At 55.6% G+C, this 18152-nt stretch carries 17 protein-coding genes; 15 read left to right on the top strand and 2 right to left on the bottom strand.

Going from position 1 to position 18152, the window contains the following annotated elements; all coding sequences use genetic code 11:
• Positions 1-5: 5 nt before the first annotated feature.
• From PGQ95_RS22370 to csiR, 7 genes are all read left to right on the top strand, one after another.
• A complete protein-coding gene (locus tag PGQ95_RS22370; protein ID WP_045391073.1) occupies positions 6-710 on the top strand; it encodes an EAL domain-containing protein in 705 nt (234 codons plus the stop codon).
• Between the two features lie 261 nt (positions 711-971).
• Positions 972-1949, top strand: a complete 978-nt coding sequence (gene glaH / locus PGQ95_RS22365; RefSeq protein ID WP_213794293.1) for a glutarate dioxygenase GlaH — start codon at positions 972-974, stop codon at positions 1947-1949.
• A gap of 27 nt (positions 1950-1976) precedes the next feature.
• Positions 1977-3245: an L-2-hydroxyglutarate oxidase gene (gene lhgO, locus PGQ95_RS22360; protein WP_113374945.1), complete on the top strand. Its 1269-nt coding sequence runs from the start codon at positions 1977-1979 to the stop codon at positions 3243-3245.
• A 22-nt stretch (positions 3246-3267) separates the two neighbouring features.
• Positions 3268-4716 (top strand): NADP-dependent succinate-semialdehyde dehydrogenase, encoded by a 1449-nt coding sequence (gene gabD, locus PGQ95_RS22355; protein WP_113374944.1) that lies wholly within the window; start codon positions 3268-3270, stop codon positions 4714-4716.
• A gap of 14 nt (positions 4717-4730) precedes the next feature.
• Positions 4731-6014 (top strand): 4-aminobutyrate--2-oxoglutarate transaminase, encoded by a 1284-nt coding sequence (gene gabT / locus PGQ95_RS22350; protein ID WP_015368062.1) that lies wholly within the window; start codon positions 4731-4733, stop codon positions 6012-6014.
• Positions 6015-6127: 113 nt separating this feature from the next.
• Entirely contained in the window at positions 6128-7528 is a 1401-nt protein-coding gene (gene gabP, locus PGQ95_RS22345; protein WP_015704496.1) for a GABA permease, read from the top strand.
• Between the two features lie 45 nt (positions 7529-7573).
• Positions 7574-8266: a DNA-binding transcriptional regulator CsiR gene (gene csiR, locus PGQ95_RS22340; RefSeq protein WP_087859126.1), complete on the top strand. Its 693-nt coding sequence runs from the start codon at positions 7574-7576 to the stop codon at positions 8264-8266.
• A gap of 1 nt (position 8267) precedes the next feature.
• Here the strand turns inward: csiR and PGQ95_RS22335 are convergent, their stop codons facing one another.
• Positions 8268-8636, bottom strand: coding sequence for a hypothetical protein (locus PGQ95_RS22335; protein WP_228302482.1), 369 nt, complete (start codon positions 8634-8636; stop codon positions 8268-8270).
• 108 nt (positions 8637-8744) lie between these two features.
• Positions 8745-9638, bottom strand: a complete 894-nt coding sequence (locus PGQ95_RS22330; RefSeq protein ID WP_430919387.1) for a LysR substrate-binding domain-containing protein — start codon at positions 9636-9638, stop codon at positions 8745-8747.
• 150 nt (positions 9639-9788) lie between these two features.
• On the opposite strand from PGQ95_RS22330, the gene PGQ95_RS22325 reads away from it, so the two are divergent.
• From PGQ95_RS22325 to PGQ95_RS22290, 8 genes are all read left to right on the top strand, one after another.
• Entirely contained in the window at positions 9789-10799 is a 1011-nt protein-coding gene (locus tag PGQ95_RS22325; RefSeq protein ID WP_430919385.1) for an aldo/keto reductase, read from the top strand.
• Between the two features lie 44 nt (positions 10800-10843).
• The gene (locus PGQ95_RS22320) at positions 10844-11641 is read left to right on the top strand and encodes an SDR family NAD(P)-dependent oxidoreductase (RefSeq protein WP_430919383.1); all 798 of its coding nucleotides are present in this window, start codon (positions 10844-10846) and stop codon (positions 11639-11641) included.
• A gap of 32 nt (positions 11642-11673) precedes the next feature.
• A complete protein-coding gene (locus tag PGQ95_RS22315; RefSeq protein ID WP_045391102.1) occupies positions 11674-12090 on the top strand; it encodes an SRPBCC family protein in 417 nt (138 codons plus the stop codon).
• A gap of 157 nt (positions 12091-12247) precedes the next feature.
• Positions 12248-12460, top strand: a complete 213-nt coding sequence (locus PGQ95_RS22310) for a DUF1471 domain-containing protein (RefSeq protein ID WP_087859121.1) — start codon at positions 12248-12250, stop codon at positions 12458-12460.
• Between the two features lie 371 nt (positions 12461-12831).
• Positions 12832-14235: an undecaprenyl-phosphate glucose phosphotransferase gene (locus PGQ95_RS22305; RefSeq protein WP_087859120.1), complete on the top strand. Its 1404-nt coding sequence runs from the start codon at positions 12832-12834 to the stop codon at positions 14233-14235.
• Positions 14225-15511 carry an outer membrane beta-barrel protein gene (locus tag PGQ95_RS22300; RefSeq protein WP_213317720.1) on the top strand — a complete coding sequence of 429 codons (1287 nt, stop codon included), beginning with the start codon at positions 14225-14227 and terminating at the stop codon, positions 15509-15511. The genes PGQ95_RS22305 and PGQ95_RS22300 overlap by 11 nt, the downstream gene beginning before the upstream one ends.
• Entirely contained in the window at positions 15508-16062 is a 555-nt protein-coding gene (locus PGQ95_RS22295) for a polysaccharide biosynthesis/export family protein (RefSeq protein ID WP_430919380.1), read from the top strand. The genes PGQ95_RS22300 and PGQ95_RS22295 overlap by 4 nt, the downstream gene beginning before the upstream one ends.
• Position 16063: 1 nt before the next feature.
• The gene (locus PGQ95_RS22290; RefSeq protein ID WP_430919378.1) at positions 16064-18151 is read left to right on the top strand and encodes a GumC family protein; all 2088 of its coding nucleotides are present in this window, start codon (positions 16064-16066) and stop codon (positions 18149-18151) included.
• Position 18152 lies beyond the last annotated feature (1 nt).

Here is an 18152-nt window from a genome sequence, read left to right as displayed (position 1 = left end):
GCAAAATGCCGCTGACCAACACCGAACCGACCGGGTTACGCTATGTATTTCAGCCGATGTTCAACCGCGAAGGCAAAATGATTGCGGTTGAATGTTTGACCCGGTTTGCTCATCACGAGCCTGCTAGTCCGCAAGAAATAGAACGGTTTTTCAGTGAGGCATCGGAATCACTGCGCGCCCGCATCCTGCTCGAACAGATTGAGCTGGTCAGGCAGCATCAGCAGTGGTTCCGCCACAACGAAGTCATGGTTACCCTCAACGTCGACGAGTCGACGCTGCATATGCTGCATGATGATTTTATCGCCGAGTGCGTGAAAACCATCGGCTGCCTGCATTTTGAGGTTAATGAATTTTCCAACACGCTGGTGAAACGCACCCCGACCATCGACGCCCTGACGGACAAGTACTCCTTCTGGCTGGATGATTTCGGCGCCGGTTACGCCGGGTTCGCCGCCCTGACGGCGCAACCCTTTCGTTTTATCAAGACCGACAAGAACCTGTTATGGAGCCTGCTGGAAAAGAAAAACGGCCAGCAGTTGATGGACTCACTCCTGCACTATTTTCAGGCGAATCAGTATCAGGTGATCGTCGAAGGTATTGAAACCGAAGCTCATCTTCAGTGGCTGGAAAACATGCCGTGGTTTGCCCTGCAGGGGCTCCTCTGGCGGGAACAAACCATTGAAGCCTTAGTGGCCAGCGTCGAAAAATAACCCCGCTTTTCCCCGGATATCCACTCCCCCGCTATCCGGGCTGTCCGTCCTATCTTCAACTTATTAATTTTCAGGCATTTTTCTTTTCCCACCTCGTCTGTCCTCGCCTTTCATATTGTTAACTTATTGTTGCTAGCGATCACAAAAATTAAACAATATGGCTATTTCATACGCATTTTTCAAAAATGTAGATATTTTTAATTTATGGCTACGAAATGAGCATCACCCCGACTCTCTGACTCTACCCGAGGAATGATTCTGATGAATGCACTGACCGCCGTAAAACCTCATGCTGATGATTTGGCCCGCAGCTACACCGGTTTTTCCTTCGCTCCGTCCGCGCAATCGCCGCGTCTGCTGGAGCTAACGTTCACCGCCGAAACGACCGCGCAATTTTTGCAACAAGTCGCGCAGTGGCCAGTGCAGGCGCTGGAATACAAATCCTTTTTGCGCTTTCAGGTCGGCAAGATCCTCGACGATCTGTGCGGCAACCAGCTGCAGCCGCTGCTGATCAATACACTGCTCAATCGCGCGGAGGGCGCTCTGCTGATCAACGGTATCGGCATTGACAACGTCTCTCAGGCCGATGAAATGGTCAAACTGGCTACCGCCGTGGCGCATTTGATCGGCCGTTCCAACTTTGATGCCATGAGCGGCCAGTATTACGCTCGCTTCGTGGTGAAAAACGTCGATAACTCAGATAGCTACCTGCGCCAGCCGCACCGCGTGATGGAACTGCACAATGACGGTACCTATGTCGAAGAAATTACCGACTACGTGCTGATGATGAAGATCGATGAACAGAATATGCAGGGCGGCAATTCACTGCTGCTGCATCTCGATGACTGGGAACATCTCGACGAATTCTTCCGCGATCCGCTGGCCCGCCGTCCAATGCGCTGGGCCGCGCCGCCGAGCAAAAACGTCAGCAAAGACGTCTTCCATCCGGTTTTCGACGTCGACCAGCAGGGTCGCCCGGTAATGCGCTATATCGACCAGTTTGTGCAGCCGAAAGATTTCGAAGAAGGCACCTGGCTGAGCCGCCTTTCCGACGCGCTGGAAACCAGTAAAAACATTCTTTCCGTACCGGTGCCGGTGGGGAAATTCCTGTTGATAAACAATCTTTTCTGGCTGCACGGTCGCGACCGCTTTACCCCGCATCCGGATCTGCGTCGCGAACTGATGCGCCAGCGCGGCTACTTTGCGTATTCCACGAATCATTACCAGACTCATCAATAAGGGTTCTTAGGCGAAGGAATTGAGCGGATGTATGATTTCGTGATTATCGGCGGCGGCATTATCGGCATGTCGACCGCCATGCAGTTAATTGAGATTTACCCGGACGCCCGCATTGCCCTGCTGGAAAAAGAGTCCGGCCCGGCCTGCCATCAGACTGGCCACAACAGCGGAGTGATCCACGCCGGGGTTTACTATACCCCCGGCAGCCTTAAGGCGCAGTTTTGCCTCGCCGGCAACCGCGCCACCAAAGCCTTTTGCGAGCAGAATGCGATTCGCTACGACGTCTGCGGCAAGATGCTGGTTGCCACCTCGCCGCTGGAGATGGAGCGGATGCGCGCGCTGTGGGATCGCACCGCCGCTAACGGCCTGCAACGCGAATGGCTGAGCGCGAGCGAGCTGCGCGAACGCGAGCCGAACATCAGCGGACTGGGCGGGATCTTCGTTCCTTCGAGCGGCATTGTCAGCTATCGTGAAGTAGCGGCGGCAATGGCGAAGATCTTCGAATCCAAAGGTGGAACGATCGTCTACGACGCCGAAGTCAGCGCCCTGAAAGAGCACGCCAGCGGCGTGGTAGTCCACACCCGCCAGGGCGGCGAATATGAGGCATCGACGCTGATTACCTGCTCCGGTCTGATGGCCGATCGGCTGGTGAAAATGATCGGCGTCGATCCCGGCTTTATCATCTGCCCGTTCCGCGGCGAATATTTCCAACTGGCGCCGCAGCACAACCATATCGTCAATCATCTGATCTATCCGATCCCCGATCCGGCGATGCCGTTCCTCGGCGTCCACCTGACCCGTATGATCGACGGTAGCGTTACCGTCGGCCCTAACGCGGTGCTGGCGCTGAAGCGCGAAGGCTATCGCAAGCGCGATATCTCACTGAGCGATACCCTTGAGATCCTGACCTCGCCCGGCATTCGCCGGGTACTGCAAAACAACCTGCGCTCCGGGCTTGGCGAAATGAAGAATTCGCTGTGCAGAAGCGGCTATCTGCGGCTGGTGCAGAAATACTGCCCCAGCCTGACATTAAGCGATTTGCGCCCGTGGCCTGCCGGCGTGCGGGCACAGGCGGTATCGCCGCAGGGCAAGCTGATCGACGATTTCCTCTTTGTCACTACCGCGCGTTCCATCCACACCTGTAACGCACCGTCGCCGGCGGCCACGTCGGCTATCCCGATCGGCGCGCACATCGTCAGCAAGGTGCAAACCCTGCTGGCAAGCCAGAGCAATCCCGGACGCACGCTGCGTGCGGCACGTAGCGTGGAGACACTACACGCCGCTTTTACTCGTTAACCCCTTAAGACAGGAAGCGATTATGCAACTTAAAGATGCAACTCTGTTTCGCCAGCAGGCGCTAATTGATGGCCAGTGGCGCGATGCGCAAAACGGCGACGTGATTGCGGTGACCAACCCCGCCAACGGCCAGCAGCTGGGTAGCGTGCCGAAAATGGGCGCCGACGAAACCCGCGAAGCGATTGAAGCCGCCAACCGCGCCCTGCCAGCCTGGCGTGCCCTGACCGCCAAAGAGCGCGCCACGCTTCTGCGCCGCTGGTTCGATCTGATGATGGAGAACCAGGACGATCTCGCCCGCCTGATGACCCTCGAACAGGGGAAACCGCTGGCGGAAGCCAAAGGCGAAATCAGCTACGCCGCCTCCTTTATTGAGTGGTTCGCCGAAGAAGGTAAGCGCATTTACGGCGATACCATTCCCGGTCATCAGGCCGACAAGCGCCTGATTGTCATCAAGCAGCCCATCGGCGTTACCGCCGCCATCACCCCGTGGAACTTCCCGGCGGCGATGATCACCCGTAAAGCGGGCCCGGCGCTGGCCGCCGGCTGTACCATGGTCCTGAAACCGGCGAGCCAGACGCCGTTTTCCGCGCTGGCGCTGGCCGAACTGGCGAATCGCGCCGGTATTCCCGCCGGGGTATTTAACGTGGTCACCGGTTCCGCCGGGGCCGTCGGCAACGAACTGACCAGCAACCCGCTGGTACGCAAGCTCTCCTTCACCGGCTCGACCGAAATTGGCCGCCAGCTGATGGAGCAGTGTGCGAAAGACATCAAAAAAGTGTCGTTAGAACTCGGCGGCAACGCGCCGTTTATCGTCTTTGACGACGCCGACCTCGATAAAGCCGTCGAAGGGGCGCTGGCGTCGAAGTTCCGCAACGCCGGGCAGACCTGCGTCTGCGCCAACCGACTGTATGTGCAGGACGGCGTCTATGACCGTTTCGCTGAAAAACTGCAGCAGGCGGTGGAAAAACTGCATATCGGCGACGGCCTGCAGGACGGCGTCACCACCGGCCCGCTGATCGATGATAAAGCGGTAGCTAAGGTCGAAGAACATATTGCCGACGCCCTTGCGAAAGGCGCGCGCATCGTCACCGGCGGCAAACCGCACGCGCTGGGCGGCAACTTCTTCCAGCCCACCATCCTGGTCAACGTCCCGAGCAGCGCCAAAGTGGCGAAAGAAGAGACCTTCGGCCCGCTGGCGCCGCTGTTCCGCTTTAAAGATGAAGCCGATGTGATTGCCCAGGCCAACGATACCGAATTCGGCCTCGCCGCCTATTTCTACGCCCGCGACCTGAGCCGCGTCTTCCGCGTCGGCGAAGCGCTGGAGTACGGCATCGTTGGCATCAATACCGGCATTATCTCCAACGAAGTCGCACCGTTCGGCGGCATTAAAGCCTCCGGTCTGGGCCGCGAAGGTTCGAAGTACGGCATCGAAGATTATTTAGAAATCAAATATATGTGTATCGGCCTTTAACAGGAGAGCAGGACATGACCAGCAATAAAGCGTTAATGCAGCGCCGTAGCGACGCGGTGCCGCGCGGCGTCGGACAGATTCACCCTATCTTTGCCGACCGTGCGGAGAACTGCCGGGTATGGGACGTTGAAGGCCGTGAATATCTCGATTTCGCCGGCGGTATCGCGGTGTTAAATACCGGCCACCTGCATCCTGAGGTGATCGCCGCGGTGGAAGGCCAGCTGAAGAAGCTGACCCACACCTGCTTCCAGGTGCTGGCCTACGAGCCCTACCTGCAGCTTTGCGAAATGATGAACCAGAAAGTGCCCGGCGATTTCGCCAAGAAAACCCTGCTGGTGACCACCGGTTCGGAAGCGGTGGAAAACGCGGTCAAAATCGCCCGCGCGGCGACCGGGCGTAGCGGCACCATCGCCTTTACCGGCGCCTATCATGGCCGTACCCATTACACCCTGTCGTTAACCGGTAAAGTGAACCCTTACTCCGCGGGTATGGGGTTAATGCCGGGCCACGTTTATCGCGCGCTCTACCCGTGCGCGCTGCACGGCATCAGCGATGATGACGCGATCGCCAGCATCCATCGCATCTTCAAAAATGACGCCGCGCCGGAAGATATCGCCGCTATCGTCATTGAACCCGTCCAGGGCGAAGGCGGTTTCTACGCCGCCTCCCCGGCCTTTATGCAGCGCCTGCGCGCGCTGTGTGACGAGCACGGCATCATGCTGATCGCCGATGAAGTCCAGAGCGGCGCGGGCCGTACCGGCACGCTGTTCGCGATGGAGCAGATGGGCGTGGCGCCGGATATCACCACCTTTGCCAAATCCATCGCCGGCGGTTTCCCGCTGGCGGGCGTCACCGGACGGGCGGAAGTCATGGACGCCATCGCGCCGGGCGGATTGGGCGGCACCTATGCCGGCAACCCGATTGCCTGCGCCGCCGCGCTGGCGGTACTCAAGGTTTTCGAACAGGAAAACCTGTTGGAAAAAGCCAATCAGCTCGGCGACAAGCTGCGTAAAGGCCTGCTCAATATCGCCGAAACGCATCGCGAAATCGGCGACGTCCGCGGCCTGGGGGCGATGATCGCCATTGAACTCTTTGAAGAGGGCGATCACAGCAAACCCAACGCCAAACTGACGGCGGATATCGTCGCCCGCGCGCGCGATAAAGGCCTGATCCTGCTCTCCTGCGGACCGTACTACAACGTGCTGCGTATTCTGGTGCCGCTGACTATCGAAGATGCGCAGATCGCGCAGGGACTGAAGATTATCGCCGACTGTTTTAACGAAGCTAAACAAGGCTAACACTCCTGCACCGGATGGCGACGCTCACGCGCCCCGTCCGGTTGCCTGTCGGCCGGATTGGGCGCAACCGCTATCCGGCAAACGGCGCCAAAAAACAATAAAAGGGGTTAATGATGGGGCAACTGTCGCAATCACATGATTTAGGGGGCGGGCTGAAATCACGCCACGTCACCATGTTATCTATTGCCGGCGTTATCGGCGCAAGTTTGTTTGTCGGTTCCAGCGTCGCCATTGCCGAAGCGGGCCCGGCGGTGCTGCTCTCCTACCTGTTCGCCGGGCTATTGGTGGTGATGATTATGCGTATGCTGGCCGAAATGGCCGTCGCCACCCCGGATACGGGCTCCTTTTCGACCTACGCCGACAAAGCGATCGGCCGCTGGGCGGGTTATACCATCGGCTGGCTGTACTGGTGGTTTTGGGTCCTGGTTATCCCCCTGGAAGCCAATATCGCCGCCATTATTCTCAACTCATGGATCCCCGGCGTACCGGTATGGCTATTCTCGCTGGTCATCACCCTCGCCCTCACCGGCAGTAATCTGCTGAGCGTCAAGAACTACGGCGAATTCGAGTTCTGGCTGGCTATCTGCAAAGTTATCGCCATTCTGGCCTTTATCGTGCTGGGCGCGGTGGCCATCACCGGCTTCTATCCCTATGCCGAAGTGAGCGGGATTTCGCGCCTGTGGGATCACGGCGGCTTTATGCCTAACGGCTTCGGCGCGGTGCTCAGCGCCATGCTCATTACCATGTTTTCATTTATGGGCGCAGAGATCGTCACCATTGCCGCCGCCGAATCGGATACCCCGGATAAACATATCGTTCGCGCCACAAATTCCGTTATCTGGCGCATCTCTATCTTCTATCTGTGCTCCATTTTCGTGGTCGTCTCGTTGATTCCGTGGAACATGCCGGGGCTGAAGAACGTCGGTTCATACCGTTCGGTACTGGAGTTACTGCATATCCCCTACGCCAAGCTGATTATGGACGGCGTGATCCTGCTGTCGGTGACCAGTTGCCTGAACTCGGCGCTGTATACCGCTTCGCGAATGCTCTATTCCCTGAGCCGCCGCGGCGATGCGCCAGCTATAATGGGCAAAACCAACCGCAGTAAAACGCCGTATGTGGCGGTGCTGCTCTCCACCGGCGCGGCCTTCTTAACCGTGGTGGTGAACTACTATGCCCCGGCGAAGGTCTTTAAATTCCTCATCGATAGCTCCGGCGCCATCGCCCTGCTGGTCTATCTGGTCATTGCCGTATCTCAGTTGCGGATGCGCAAAATCCTGCTGGCGAAAGGCGGTGAAATTCGCCTTAAGATGTGGCTCTATCCGTGGCTCACCTGGCTGGTTATCGCCTTTATCACCTTCGTACTGGTGGTGATGCTGTTCCGTCCGGCGCAGCAGCTGGAGGTCATTTCCACCGGCGCGCTGGCGATCGCTATCATCTGCACGGTGCCGATTATGTCGCGCTGGAAAAAGCTGTTATTGTGGCAAAAACTGCCGCTACAAAATACGCGTTAACCCTGTTCCCGGCGCAAGCCGGGAAATGTGTTCAGGAGCAAGACTATGACCGCCATTCCTCAAGCGACGGCCATTGATGGATACCGCTGGTTGAAGAACGACATCATCCGCGGCGTTTATCAGCCTGATGAAAAACTGCGTATGAGCCTGCTGACGTCGCGCTATGAGCTTGGCGTCGGGCCGCTACGGGAAGCGCTCTCGCAGCTGGTGGCCGAGCGGCTGGTGACGGTGGTCAACCAAAAAGGCTATCGTGTCGCCTCGATGTCCGAGGCGGAACTCCTCGATATCTTCGATGCCCGCGCCAATATGGAAGCCATGCTGGTGCGCCTCGCCATTGAGCGCGGCGGCGATGAGTGGGAAGCCGAGCTGCTGGCCCGCGCGCATCTGCTTAATAAGCTGGAATCCAGCGAAGCCAGTGAGCGCTTACTCGATGAATGGGATCAGCGCCATCAGGCGTTTCATACCGCCATTGTCGCTGGCTGTGGTTCGCAGTATTTACTGCAGATGCGCGAACGGCTGTTCGATCTGGCGGCGCGCTACCGCTTCATCTGGCTACGCACCACCGTGCTGTCGGTAGAAATGCTGGAAGATAAACATGTCCAGCACCAGACGCTGCTGGAAGCCATCCTGGCACGCGACGCCGAGCGAGCCAGCGCGCTCATGCGCGAGCACTTACTTACCCCCATCCCGATTATCCAACAGGCGATGGCCGGCAAACTGCAGACGCAGCAGACCTGATTCAGGCGGCGGGCTTTTTATAATACGGCAGCTGCGTGACCGGATACTCGTAGTGTTCCTCCACCACGCAGCGGTCCGGCGTCGCCATTCCCGAGTAGAAGAAAAAGTACTCCTGACTGTCCGGAAAAAAGACCAGATCGTCGCCGTTACGAAAGCTGGTTACCCGATAGGGAATATGATTTTTGGTCTGCGCCTGACGCATGCCGGAAGCGACCTGGAAATGGTCGCCCCACTTCATGGTCGATAGCTGGTAATGGAAACGCGAGATGGTCACGTTTTTGCGTAAAGAGCAGGATAATTTTACCGCTGTGCCGGCGAAAGCCGGAGAAAGGAAGCAGCTTAATAAACTGATAGATAATAAAAATTTCATGAAGGTCTTATAATTTTAGGGTCAATATTTGACGGTAACATGAATTGGCTGCGCAGGCAGGGATCGCGGCGGATTTTCGTGCCGCCACGTCCTATTCCAGGAATATTCCTAATTATTCTCGCCGCGTAGCACTTCGCGAAAGTGCATCACCAGCGGGCGCTGGTTAGCTTTGTGCCATACCGCCCACAGCTGGGTCGAATAGCTCATCCACGGAATTTCCCGCAGCACGACCCCCTCAGGGGCGTTATGCCGCAGGCTGTGCTGGATCAGCGCCACGCCCAGTCCCGCAGCCACCAGCCCCAGGGCCGTTAATGGCTCTCCGGCTTCCAGACGAATATCCGGATTAAAGCCCGCACGCACGCAGGCGGCGACAAAATCATCGCGCGAATGGGCATCGTCGTTATGGATAACCGCGATCCACTGCTGATCGGCCAGCTGCGCCGGCTGCAAGTTTTCCGCAGCGGCCAGCGGATGATTCTGCGGCAAAGCCAGCAGCATCCGGTCATCAAGCACCTGGGTATACTCCAGATCCTGTTCGCCCGCCGAAGGCGGCATGTCCACCAGCGAGAAGTCCAGACTGCGCTGGCGCAGGCCCTCAATCTGCGTGGCTGGCGGCTGGCTATACAGCGCGATATGCACGTCCGGGCGAGACGTTCGTAGGCTGCGCAGCGCGGTAGAAAGCACGCCGGAGTGCATGGCGTTTTCGATATAACCGATACACAACCCGCCATCTTCGCCGCGCCCCAGTCGTTTACCTAATGATTCGAGACGGTTGGCATGGGTCAGCAACGAGCGCGTTTCGGCCAAAAACGTCTGCCCGTCCGCCGTCAGGCGAATACGCTGCTGGTTACGTTCAAACAGCATGAGCCCAAGGCGCTCCTCCAGCTGGGCTATCTGGCGGCTGAGCGGCGACTGCGAAATATGTAAGCGTTCGGCGGCACGGCCAACATGCTCCTCTTCCGCTACCACCACAAAGTACTTCAACTGGCGTAAATCAATCATGTGAGACCTCAAAGGACTTAAGTCAGACGAATTATGTCCTATCAAGTCATAACACCGCAAGGTATTGTGATCTCCGTCACAGGGCGACAGCACAAATCGCCCGCACAGAACCCTTCCCACAACGGGAACCCAATATCGAGGACATCTTAGATGAGCATCAAACATATTCTACCAGGCAACATTGGTTTAGGCGGCGCGCCGCTGGGTAACATGTTCCGCAACATCCCGGAAGACGAGGCGCACGCCACCGTCGCCGCCGCCTGGGATCTGGGCGCTCGTTACTTCGATACCGCGCCGCTGTACGGGTCCGGTCTTTCTGAAATCCGGATGGGCGAAGCGCTCTCGCAATACCCTCGCGACCAGTTCGTTCTGAGCAGCAAAGTCGGCCGCATCATGCTTGATGAAATGGAAGACCCGGCTACGCGTGATTTCGGTGAGAAAGGTGGTCTTTTCGAATACGGCCTGAAAAACAAAATCCTCAACGATTACTCGGCCGACGCCACCCTGCGTTCTATTGAAGACAGTTTAAAACGGCTGAAAACCGACCATCTCGACATCGTATGGATCCACGATCCGGCGCAGGATTTCTACGGCGACAGCTGGCTGGAGCAGTTCAACATCGCCCGTACCGGCGCCTTCCGCGCGCTGACCCGCCTGCGTGAAGAAGGCGTAATTAAGGCATGGGGGCTGGGCGTGAACCGCGTCGAACCTTGTGAATTGACCTTAGCGCTCGACGAACCGAAGCCGGATGCGTTCCTGCTGGCTGGCCGCTACTCGCTGCTGGACCACAAACGCGCCCTGCAGCGCCTGATGCCGGAAGCGCTGGAACAGAATGTCGATATCGTTGTCGGCGGCCCTTACAGCTCGGGCGTTCTCGCCGGCGGTGAACACTTCGAATACCAGAAAGCCTCTGCGGCGATCCACCAGCAGGTGGCGCAGATCAAGGCCATTGCCGCCCGTCATCAGGTGGATGTGAAAGCCGCGGCGCTGCAGTTTGCCCTGGCTCATCCGGCGGTGGCCGCCGTGATCCCAGGCTCCAGCCGTCCGGGCCGTATGGCGGAAGATCTGGCCGCGTTGAAAGCGACCATCCCAGCCGCTTTCTGGGAAGAGATGCGCAGCCAGAATCTGGTGGCTGATAACGCGCCGCTGCCGATTCGTTAATTTTAGCGGGGCCACAGGGCCCCTCTTAAAACAAGAGAGACACCATGAAACTGGATCTAACCCATAAAGTCGCCGTGGTGAGCGGCTCCACTTCCGGCATCGGGCTTGGCATCGCTAAAGGCCTTGCTCAGGCGGGCGCGACCGTGGTCATCGTCGGCCGTCAACGGCGCGGTGTTGATACCGCCATGGCGGCGATGAATGCCGAACTCCCGGATGCGCAGCTGCGCGGGGTGGTCGCCGACCTCAGCACCGAGGAGGGCGTCAGCGCGCTGCTCGCCGCCGAGCCGCATGCTGATGTGGTGGTTAACAACCTCGGCATCTTTAACGATAAAGATTTCTTTAGCGTACCGGATAGCGAGTGGATGCACTTTTATAACGTCAACGTGCTTTCCGGCGTGCGGCTGTCGCGCCACTACGCCCGGGGGATGATCGACAACGGCTGGGGACGCATTATTTTCGTCTCCTCGGAATCCGGCGTCGCGATTCCTGCCGACATGATCAACTACGGCGTGACCAAAAGCGCCAATCTCGCGGTCTCCCACGGGCTGGCGAAACGTCTGGCCGGTACCGGCGTCACCGTTAACGCCATTCTGCCCGGCCCCACCTTCACCGAAGGTTTGCAGGAGATGCTGGCGGAGGCCGCCGCGCAGTCTGGCCGCAGCCCGCGTGAACAGGCTGATGAATTTGTGAAGACCGCGCGCCCAAGCTCGATTATCCAGCGGGCGGCGGACGTCGACGAAGTGGCGAACCTGGCGGTGTATCTCGCCTCGCCGCTCTCGTCAGCCACTACCGGCGCTGCGCTACGCGTCGATGGCGGCGTCGTCGACACCCTGGCAATGTAATTCTAATTATCTGACATAAAGAGAGAAATAAAATGGCTAATACTACTGTATCTATCGAAATCCCGGCTTCTGTCGACCAGGTCTGGCAACTGATGGGCGGCTTTGACTCGTTGCCCGACTGGCTGCCGTTCATCCCGAAAAGCGTAGTGAGCGAAGGAGGACGCGTGCGTACGCTGACCACTTCCGATGGCGGCACGGTCATTGAACGTCTGGAGGCGTTTGATAACCGCCAGCGCAGCTATAGCTACTCGATAATCCAGGCGCCGTTCCCGGTTGTGGATTACCTCTCCACGATCGCGGTAGTGGCCACTGCCGATAGTAATATCACCCGCGTCGAGTGGTCCGGCAGCTTCACGCCGGTTAACGTCAGCGACGCGGATGCCGAAGCGCTGTTCAGCGGTATTTATCGCGACGGCCTGCAGGCATTGAAAAATAACTTTAGCGCCTGATTGTTGCCAGGAATGGCCAGGCCATTCCTTTTATGAACAAAAGAAGAAAAGTCTATTGCCCGTTGCCGTCTTTTTCAGACAACGGGCGGGGCATATCCTTTACGCCATCACGTTGCAACGGGCGACGTTAACGAAACAACTTACCAGGATTATGAACATGAAAACCGTATCGACTATTTTTTCCGCAGCCGCACTTTCACTTTTTGCCTTTACCGCTTCCGCGCATAGCGTCACTGCGACCGGTAATACGCTTGACTCCGCTGAAGCGGTGATTGCCAAAAAAGCGAAAGAACTGAATGCGAGTGATTATAAAATCACCAGCGCCCATATGGGGAATAAGGTGACGATGAGCGCCGAGCTGTACAAGTAAAGTCGGATACTCTTCAGAGCCCCGGCAACTCAGCATCTTGAGTTGGCCGGGGGCTAAGAATTCTCACTCTCCAGACTCCGGTTGTTTCACCTGCAATTAGTCCTTCACCCTGAATTCCACTCTACGTTTACGCTCAACAACAATTAATACTTCGGTATTAATCCCCCTCTTTCCCGCTTAAATAACTCGCATAAAGAACATTAAAAAACAGTTTTATTTTTAAACTGAGATTTGTCGACACTACCCAACTCATAGTCTACAATGATGATTGATAACCATTTATTGCAAATGTGAATGATTATCAGGCTTTCCAGTTAGTTTAAAAAAATAGCATAACGATGTTTAAATAACTCATTTTAAACGAGCAAAAAATGGCAGATAACAATATAAAAATTTATCACTCCCGTTATAGCAAGTTGATAAAACTACTGGATTTCCTCACCGTCAACATTTTGATTTTTATCTATTTAAAATATTTTTACACTGAACCCTCTACCGCTTCCGCGCTCGTTGGCATTATCTATTCATTAGTATTCATAAGAATTAATGAGTATTTCCAACTGTATTCCGGACAATTTAAAGGCCACTATTTCACAAAATCAGCCGCACTTATATTAAGCGTATGCCTAAGTAGTATTGTTTCATTTTTATTTTTTGTCGTTGCCGAGTGGTTAATTAACGCACAATCTGTAGTTAATTTTATCCCGCTGGCCGTCAGTTTGGCTAAGTGTTCGATATTTATATTTTTAATTGTCTTTGTGGTGCGGGCAATCACCGCGCATTATCTGTTTAACTCGGTGTTACGGGTGGCGATTCTTGGTATTACGCCTGCGGGCCTGGCCATCGAGCAGGCTTTACAAAAAGAGTACTCACAGCGCGGCATCATCATCAGCTATTTTGAAGATCGCAACAACCAGCGCGATAGCCGACTGATGAGTATTGAAAGAAAAGGCAACTCGCGCGATCTGCTGGCTCTGGCGAAAACAGGCGGCGTTGATGAAATTTACATCGCGCTCCCCATGGTTGCGCAGCAGCGTATTAAGCAATTTCTCAATGAATTCTCTGACACAACCGTCGATGTATTCCTGGTACCGGACCTGTTCTCTTACAGCTCACATATTTCCCAGCTGCGCATGTTCGGCAATCTGCAGACTATCAGTATCTTCACTTCGCCTTTTGATGGCGAAGGGGCGATCATCAAGCGTATTGAAGATATCATTCTCGGCTCTTTCTTTACCTTAATTAGCCTGCCGGCGATGCTGTTCGTGGCGATTGGTATCAAGCTCACCTCGCCGGGGCCGATTTTATTTAAACAGAATCGTTATGGCCTCAACGGCAAGCAAATAGAAGTATGGAAATTCAGGACCATGCGGGTCATGGAAAATAGCGCCGTGGTCACTCAGGCGACCCGCAACGATCCGCGCATCACCAAATTCGGCGCTTTTTTGCGTAAAACCTCACTGGATGAACTGCCGCAGTTTTTCAACGTGCTACAGGGGCGGATGTCGATCGTCGGTCCGCGCCCGCACGCGGTGGCGCATAACGAGCAGTATCGCGTGCTGGTGGAGAACTACATGATTCGCCATAAGGTTAAACCAGGGATCACGGGGCTTGCGCAGATTAACGGCTTCCGCGGCGAGACCGATACGCTGGACAAAATGGAGAAGCGAATTCAGTACGACCTGGCCTACATCCAGTCCTGGTCGCTGTTCCTCGATCTCAAAATCGTCTTTTTGACTTTCTTCCGGGGCTTTGTTGGCAAAAATGCGTTCTAGGTTCGCCGTTCTGGCCGGTTTGTTGTCTGTGCCTTACGCACACGCCGACCTGCAGGCAAAACCGCATACCGGGGTTGCCGGCATCGATTTCGAGAGCCAGTTGGGTTATGACATCGGTTACGATGACAACGTGACCTGGCAGCGCTACGACCAAAATAAAATCGGTTCCAGCTACCAGAATATTAAACCTATCGTCAAAGCCATCGGCGAACGTTATGAAGACCGCTACCTGTTGATGTATTCCGGCGATTACCGCAACTATGGCAACGATAGCGCGGATAATCGCAATAACCATTTTTTTATGTTTAACGGCAAATGGCGATTTGGCAGCATGCACGGGCTGTCATTGGATCTCGATGAGACGCTGGGTCATGAAGAGCGCGGCCGCGACACCACCGAAGGCTTTTTGCCCGAGCAGTTTAAAGAGTTTGGCATCAACAAACCGATCGGCACCCGCTTCTTTAATAGCGAGCTTCGTTACAGCTACGGCGCGCCGGAAGGTCGCGGTAAAGTTGAAGTCGCGCTACTGCATAAACAGTTGCGTTTTCGCGACCTCGACAGCATCAAAGACGCCAGCGATGACTTTAACTATTACATGCACGATCAGGAGTGGCATGAAAACAGCCTGGTGGCAGAACTGTTCGACCAGAAAGCTAAAACGCTGCGCTATCGCTATAGCTTTATCACCAACCAGCGCCGCTACGAGCTGAACCCGTTAAAAGACAGCAATGAGTATTACCTGCTGTTCGGCATGAAGAATCGCCTGTCGGGTAAAACGGAGATTAACGGTAACGTCGCCTGGCTCTACAAAGACTTTATCCATAACCCGGACTCACAGGGTTTTAACGGCTTGAACTGGGATATCAACGCCGACTGGAAACCGCTGGAACAAATGAAAGTTAACCTACACAGTTCCCAGCGCATCAAGGACCCCACCGACTCCGGCGGCTATATCCTGGTGTCAAATTTCGGCGTCGGCTATGAACATCACTGGCTGGTGGATCGTTTCTCAACTCTGGTCGATTATTCATATATCACCGAAGACTATAAGCATCAGAGCAATAAGCGCAAAGATAAGTCTAATCTGCTGTCGCTGACCTTTAACTATGATTTCCGACCATCGGTTAACTTTAAGCTGAAGCTGCAATGGAACACCATGCACTCAAATAAAGATACGGACACTTTTTATATTGGCCCGGACTACTCGCATGCGGTTGACCGCACCCTGGGCTACGACGATTCGGCCATTATTTTTATGACGCAGGTACAACTATGACCTTTTTAAACAGGACACTGGTGATGCTTCCGCTGCTGGCGCTACTGCTGGCGGGCTGTTCGACGCCGCCGCAGACCATTAAAACGCCGCCGGACGCCGTCTACCTTTTGGACCAGGGCGATGAAGTCAATATTGCGGTCTCCGGGGAGCAGGATCTGACGATGCGGGTAAAAATCGATAATAGCGGCAGCATTGATTACCCCTATATCGGATCGCTGCTGTTAAAAGGCAAAACGCCTGAACAGGTGAGTAATGAAATCGCCGATAAACTGCGCGGTAACTACCTACAGGCGCCGATGGTCACGGTGAGCATCGCCGAATACCGCAAAGTTTATCTGCTCGGCGAAGTGAAAAAACCGGATGGTTATGCCTGGGAGCCGGGTTTAACGGCGGAAAAAGCCATCGCCCTGGCCGGCGGTTTCACCGACCGCGCCGATCGTCATGATATTCAAATTCGACAGGCCCGCGGCGGAAGGCTGCTGGAACATGTCGCCGCCGACTCCGCCGTGCAGGCAGGAGATACCATCATTATTGGCATGAGTTTCTTCTGATATGGCAATTTCACTGGTCGAAAACGCGAAAAAGAAAGAAGGCTTTATCGACTTCACGCCTTATTTCAACAAAATTAAGCACAAGCTTATCTGGTGCCTGGCGGTGGTGATTGTCGCCGCCGTGGCGTCATTTATTCTGACGCGCTTTATGTCTTCCAGCTACACGGCGACCGCTACCGTGCTGTTCAAAGCGCAGTCGCAGGACGTCTCTCCCCTACCGCGGCTGGAAAACTACGACTCCACGCGCAGCGATTACTACGAGACCAAGTACGCGTTAATGGGGTCACGAGTAGTGCTCGATGCCGCGGTGCGTAAATTAAAGCTGGAGCAGGATAGCGAATTTAACGGCGGCGATAATCTCGACGAAACCGCGCGTATTAATAATGCTATTCAGGCGCTGCAAAAAAGCCTGACCATTTCCGGCGTGCGCACCACCCAACTGGTTGCCGTATCGATGGAAGCGAAATCACCGCAGAAAGCCGCCGATATCGCCAACGGCGTCGCCCAGGCCTTCATCGATTACAGCCTGCAGCAGAAGCAAAACACCTTGCTTCAGGCGCAGGGCTGGAACGAAAAAATGATGGACGACCTGAAAACCAAAATGGATCAGCAGAAGGCGGACATCGATAACTTCCTCAAGCAGAACGGATTACTAACCTTCCGCAGCATGGATGGTTATGAGACCGAGCGGCTGGGGATTGTGATTAACCATCTGGCCGACGCCACCCAGCGCCGCCTGAAAGCGCAGACGGTATGGGACAAGGTCCGTCGCCAGCAGGGTAAACCGGTAGAACAGATTATCTCGCTGCCGGAAATCTCCGGTCATCCGCAGGTGCAGGATTTACGCATTGCGCTCATCCAGACGCGGCGCAATCTTTCCGAAGCGGCCAAACACTACGGCCCGCAGCATCCGAAATATCTGCAGGCCCAGGCGCAGCTACAGGCGGTGAATGCCCAGCTCGGCCAGGTACTGGGCGAGCTGTTTAACGGCCTGCGCCAGCAGTATCAAATCGCCCTCGACGATGAGCAGCACTACCAAAAAATGCTCAACGATCAGAAGGCCGATTTCCAGGCGCTCGGCGCCAAGCGCGACCAGTACAACACCATGACCACCGCGCTGAATAAAACCGAAGAGCTTTATAAGTCGCTGTACCAGCGCGCTAACGAGCAGAAATTGTCGGAGACCTTCTCGGTACCGGATGAAGTCATTTACGACGCCGCCGTGCCGCCGGACCGCCCTTCTAAACCCCAGCGCGGCCTGTTAATCGTGATGATTACCATGATGGCGCTGGCGCTGTATATCATGTACCTGATCGTCAGTACCGCGCTGGATAAAACGGTGAATAGCCTCAGCGAGCTCAAAGCGAAAACCGCCCTCGAGGCCAGCGGCGAATTTCCGCTCCTGACGCATCTGGAAAATGCGCAGCAGATTTTCCATAACGTGCTCTACGCCGATATGATCCACAGCCTACGGCTGGCGTTGCTCAATCAGCGCGATAAACCCGCCACCATCCTGGTGACTTCGGTGCAATCCCGTTCCGGCAGTTCGTTTATTGCCGAACTGCTGGCTTGCTCAGCCTGCAAATCGCGTAAAACGCTGCTGATTGACCTCGACTACCTGGCCACTCAGGGATTATCGGCCAAATTTCCGCAACATAAACAAGGCTTTAGTCAATTGCTGAACGGCGAGTGCATGCCGGAGCAGTCCGTCGTTAAACTGGATGATCAACTGGACTTTATGCCACGCGGCAAACTCAACGACTCTTCGCTGCTGTTGCTCACCTCTGAACGCCTGCCGGCGCTGCTGACAACGTTGCATCAGACTTACGATACGCTAATCATCGACGCTCCGGCGCTCAATCAGGCGCAGGATAGTCTGCTGCTGGCGGCACAAAGCGATATGACTCTGCTGGTGGTTAAGGCCGGCGAACTGGCTCCGCGGATCCGCAAAGCGGAACAACGTCTGCAGAGTGCGGGCAATCGCCGGGTGGCAAGCGTGCTCAACCAGGTGCGCGAAGAACATCTGGAAACGCAGGAAGGTAAACGCCTGCTTGAGCGCCAGATGCGCGAACTCATTGCTCCGAAATAGC

The sequence above is a fragment of the Klebsiella sp. 141240 genome (assembly GCF_050600805.1).
GTDB lineage: Bacteria > Pseudomonadota > Gammaproteobacteria > Enterobacterales > Enterobacteriaceae > Klebsiella > Klebsiella aerogenes.
The sequence above is the reverse complement of the archived record's forward strand: the minus strand, read 5'-3'. Positions and strand labels throughout refer to the sequence as shown.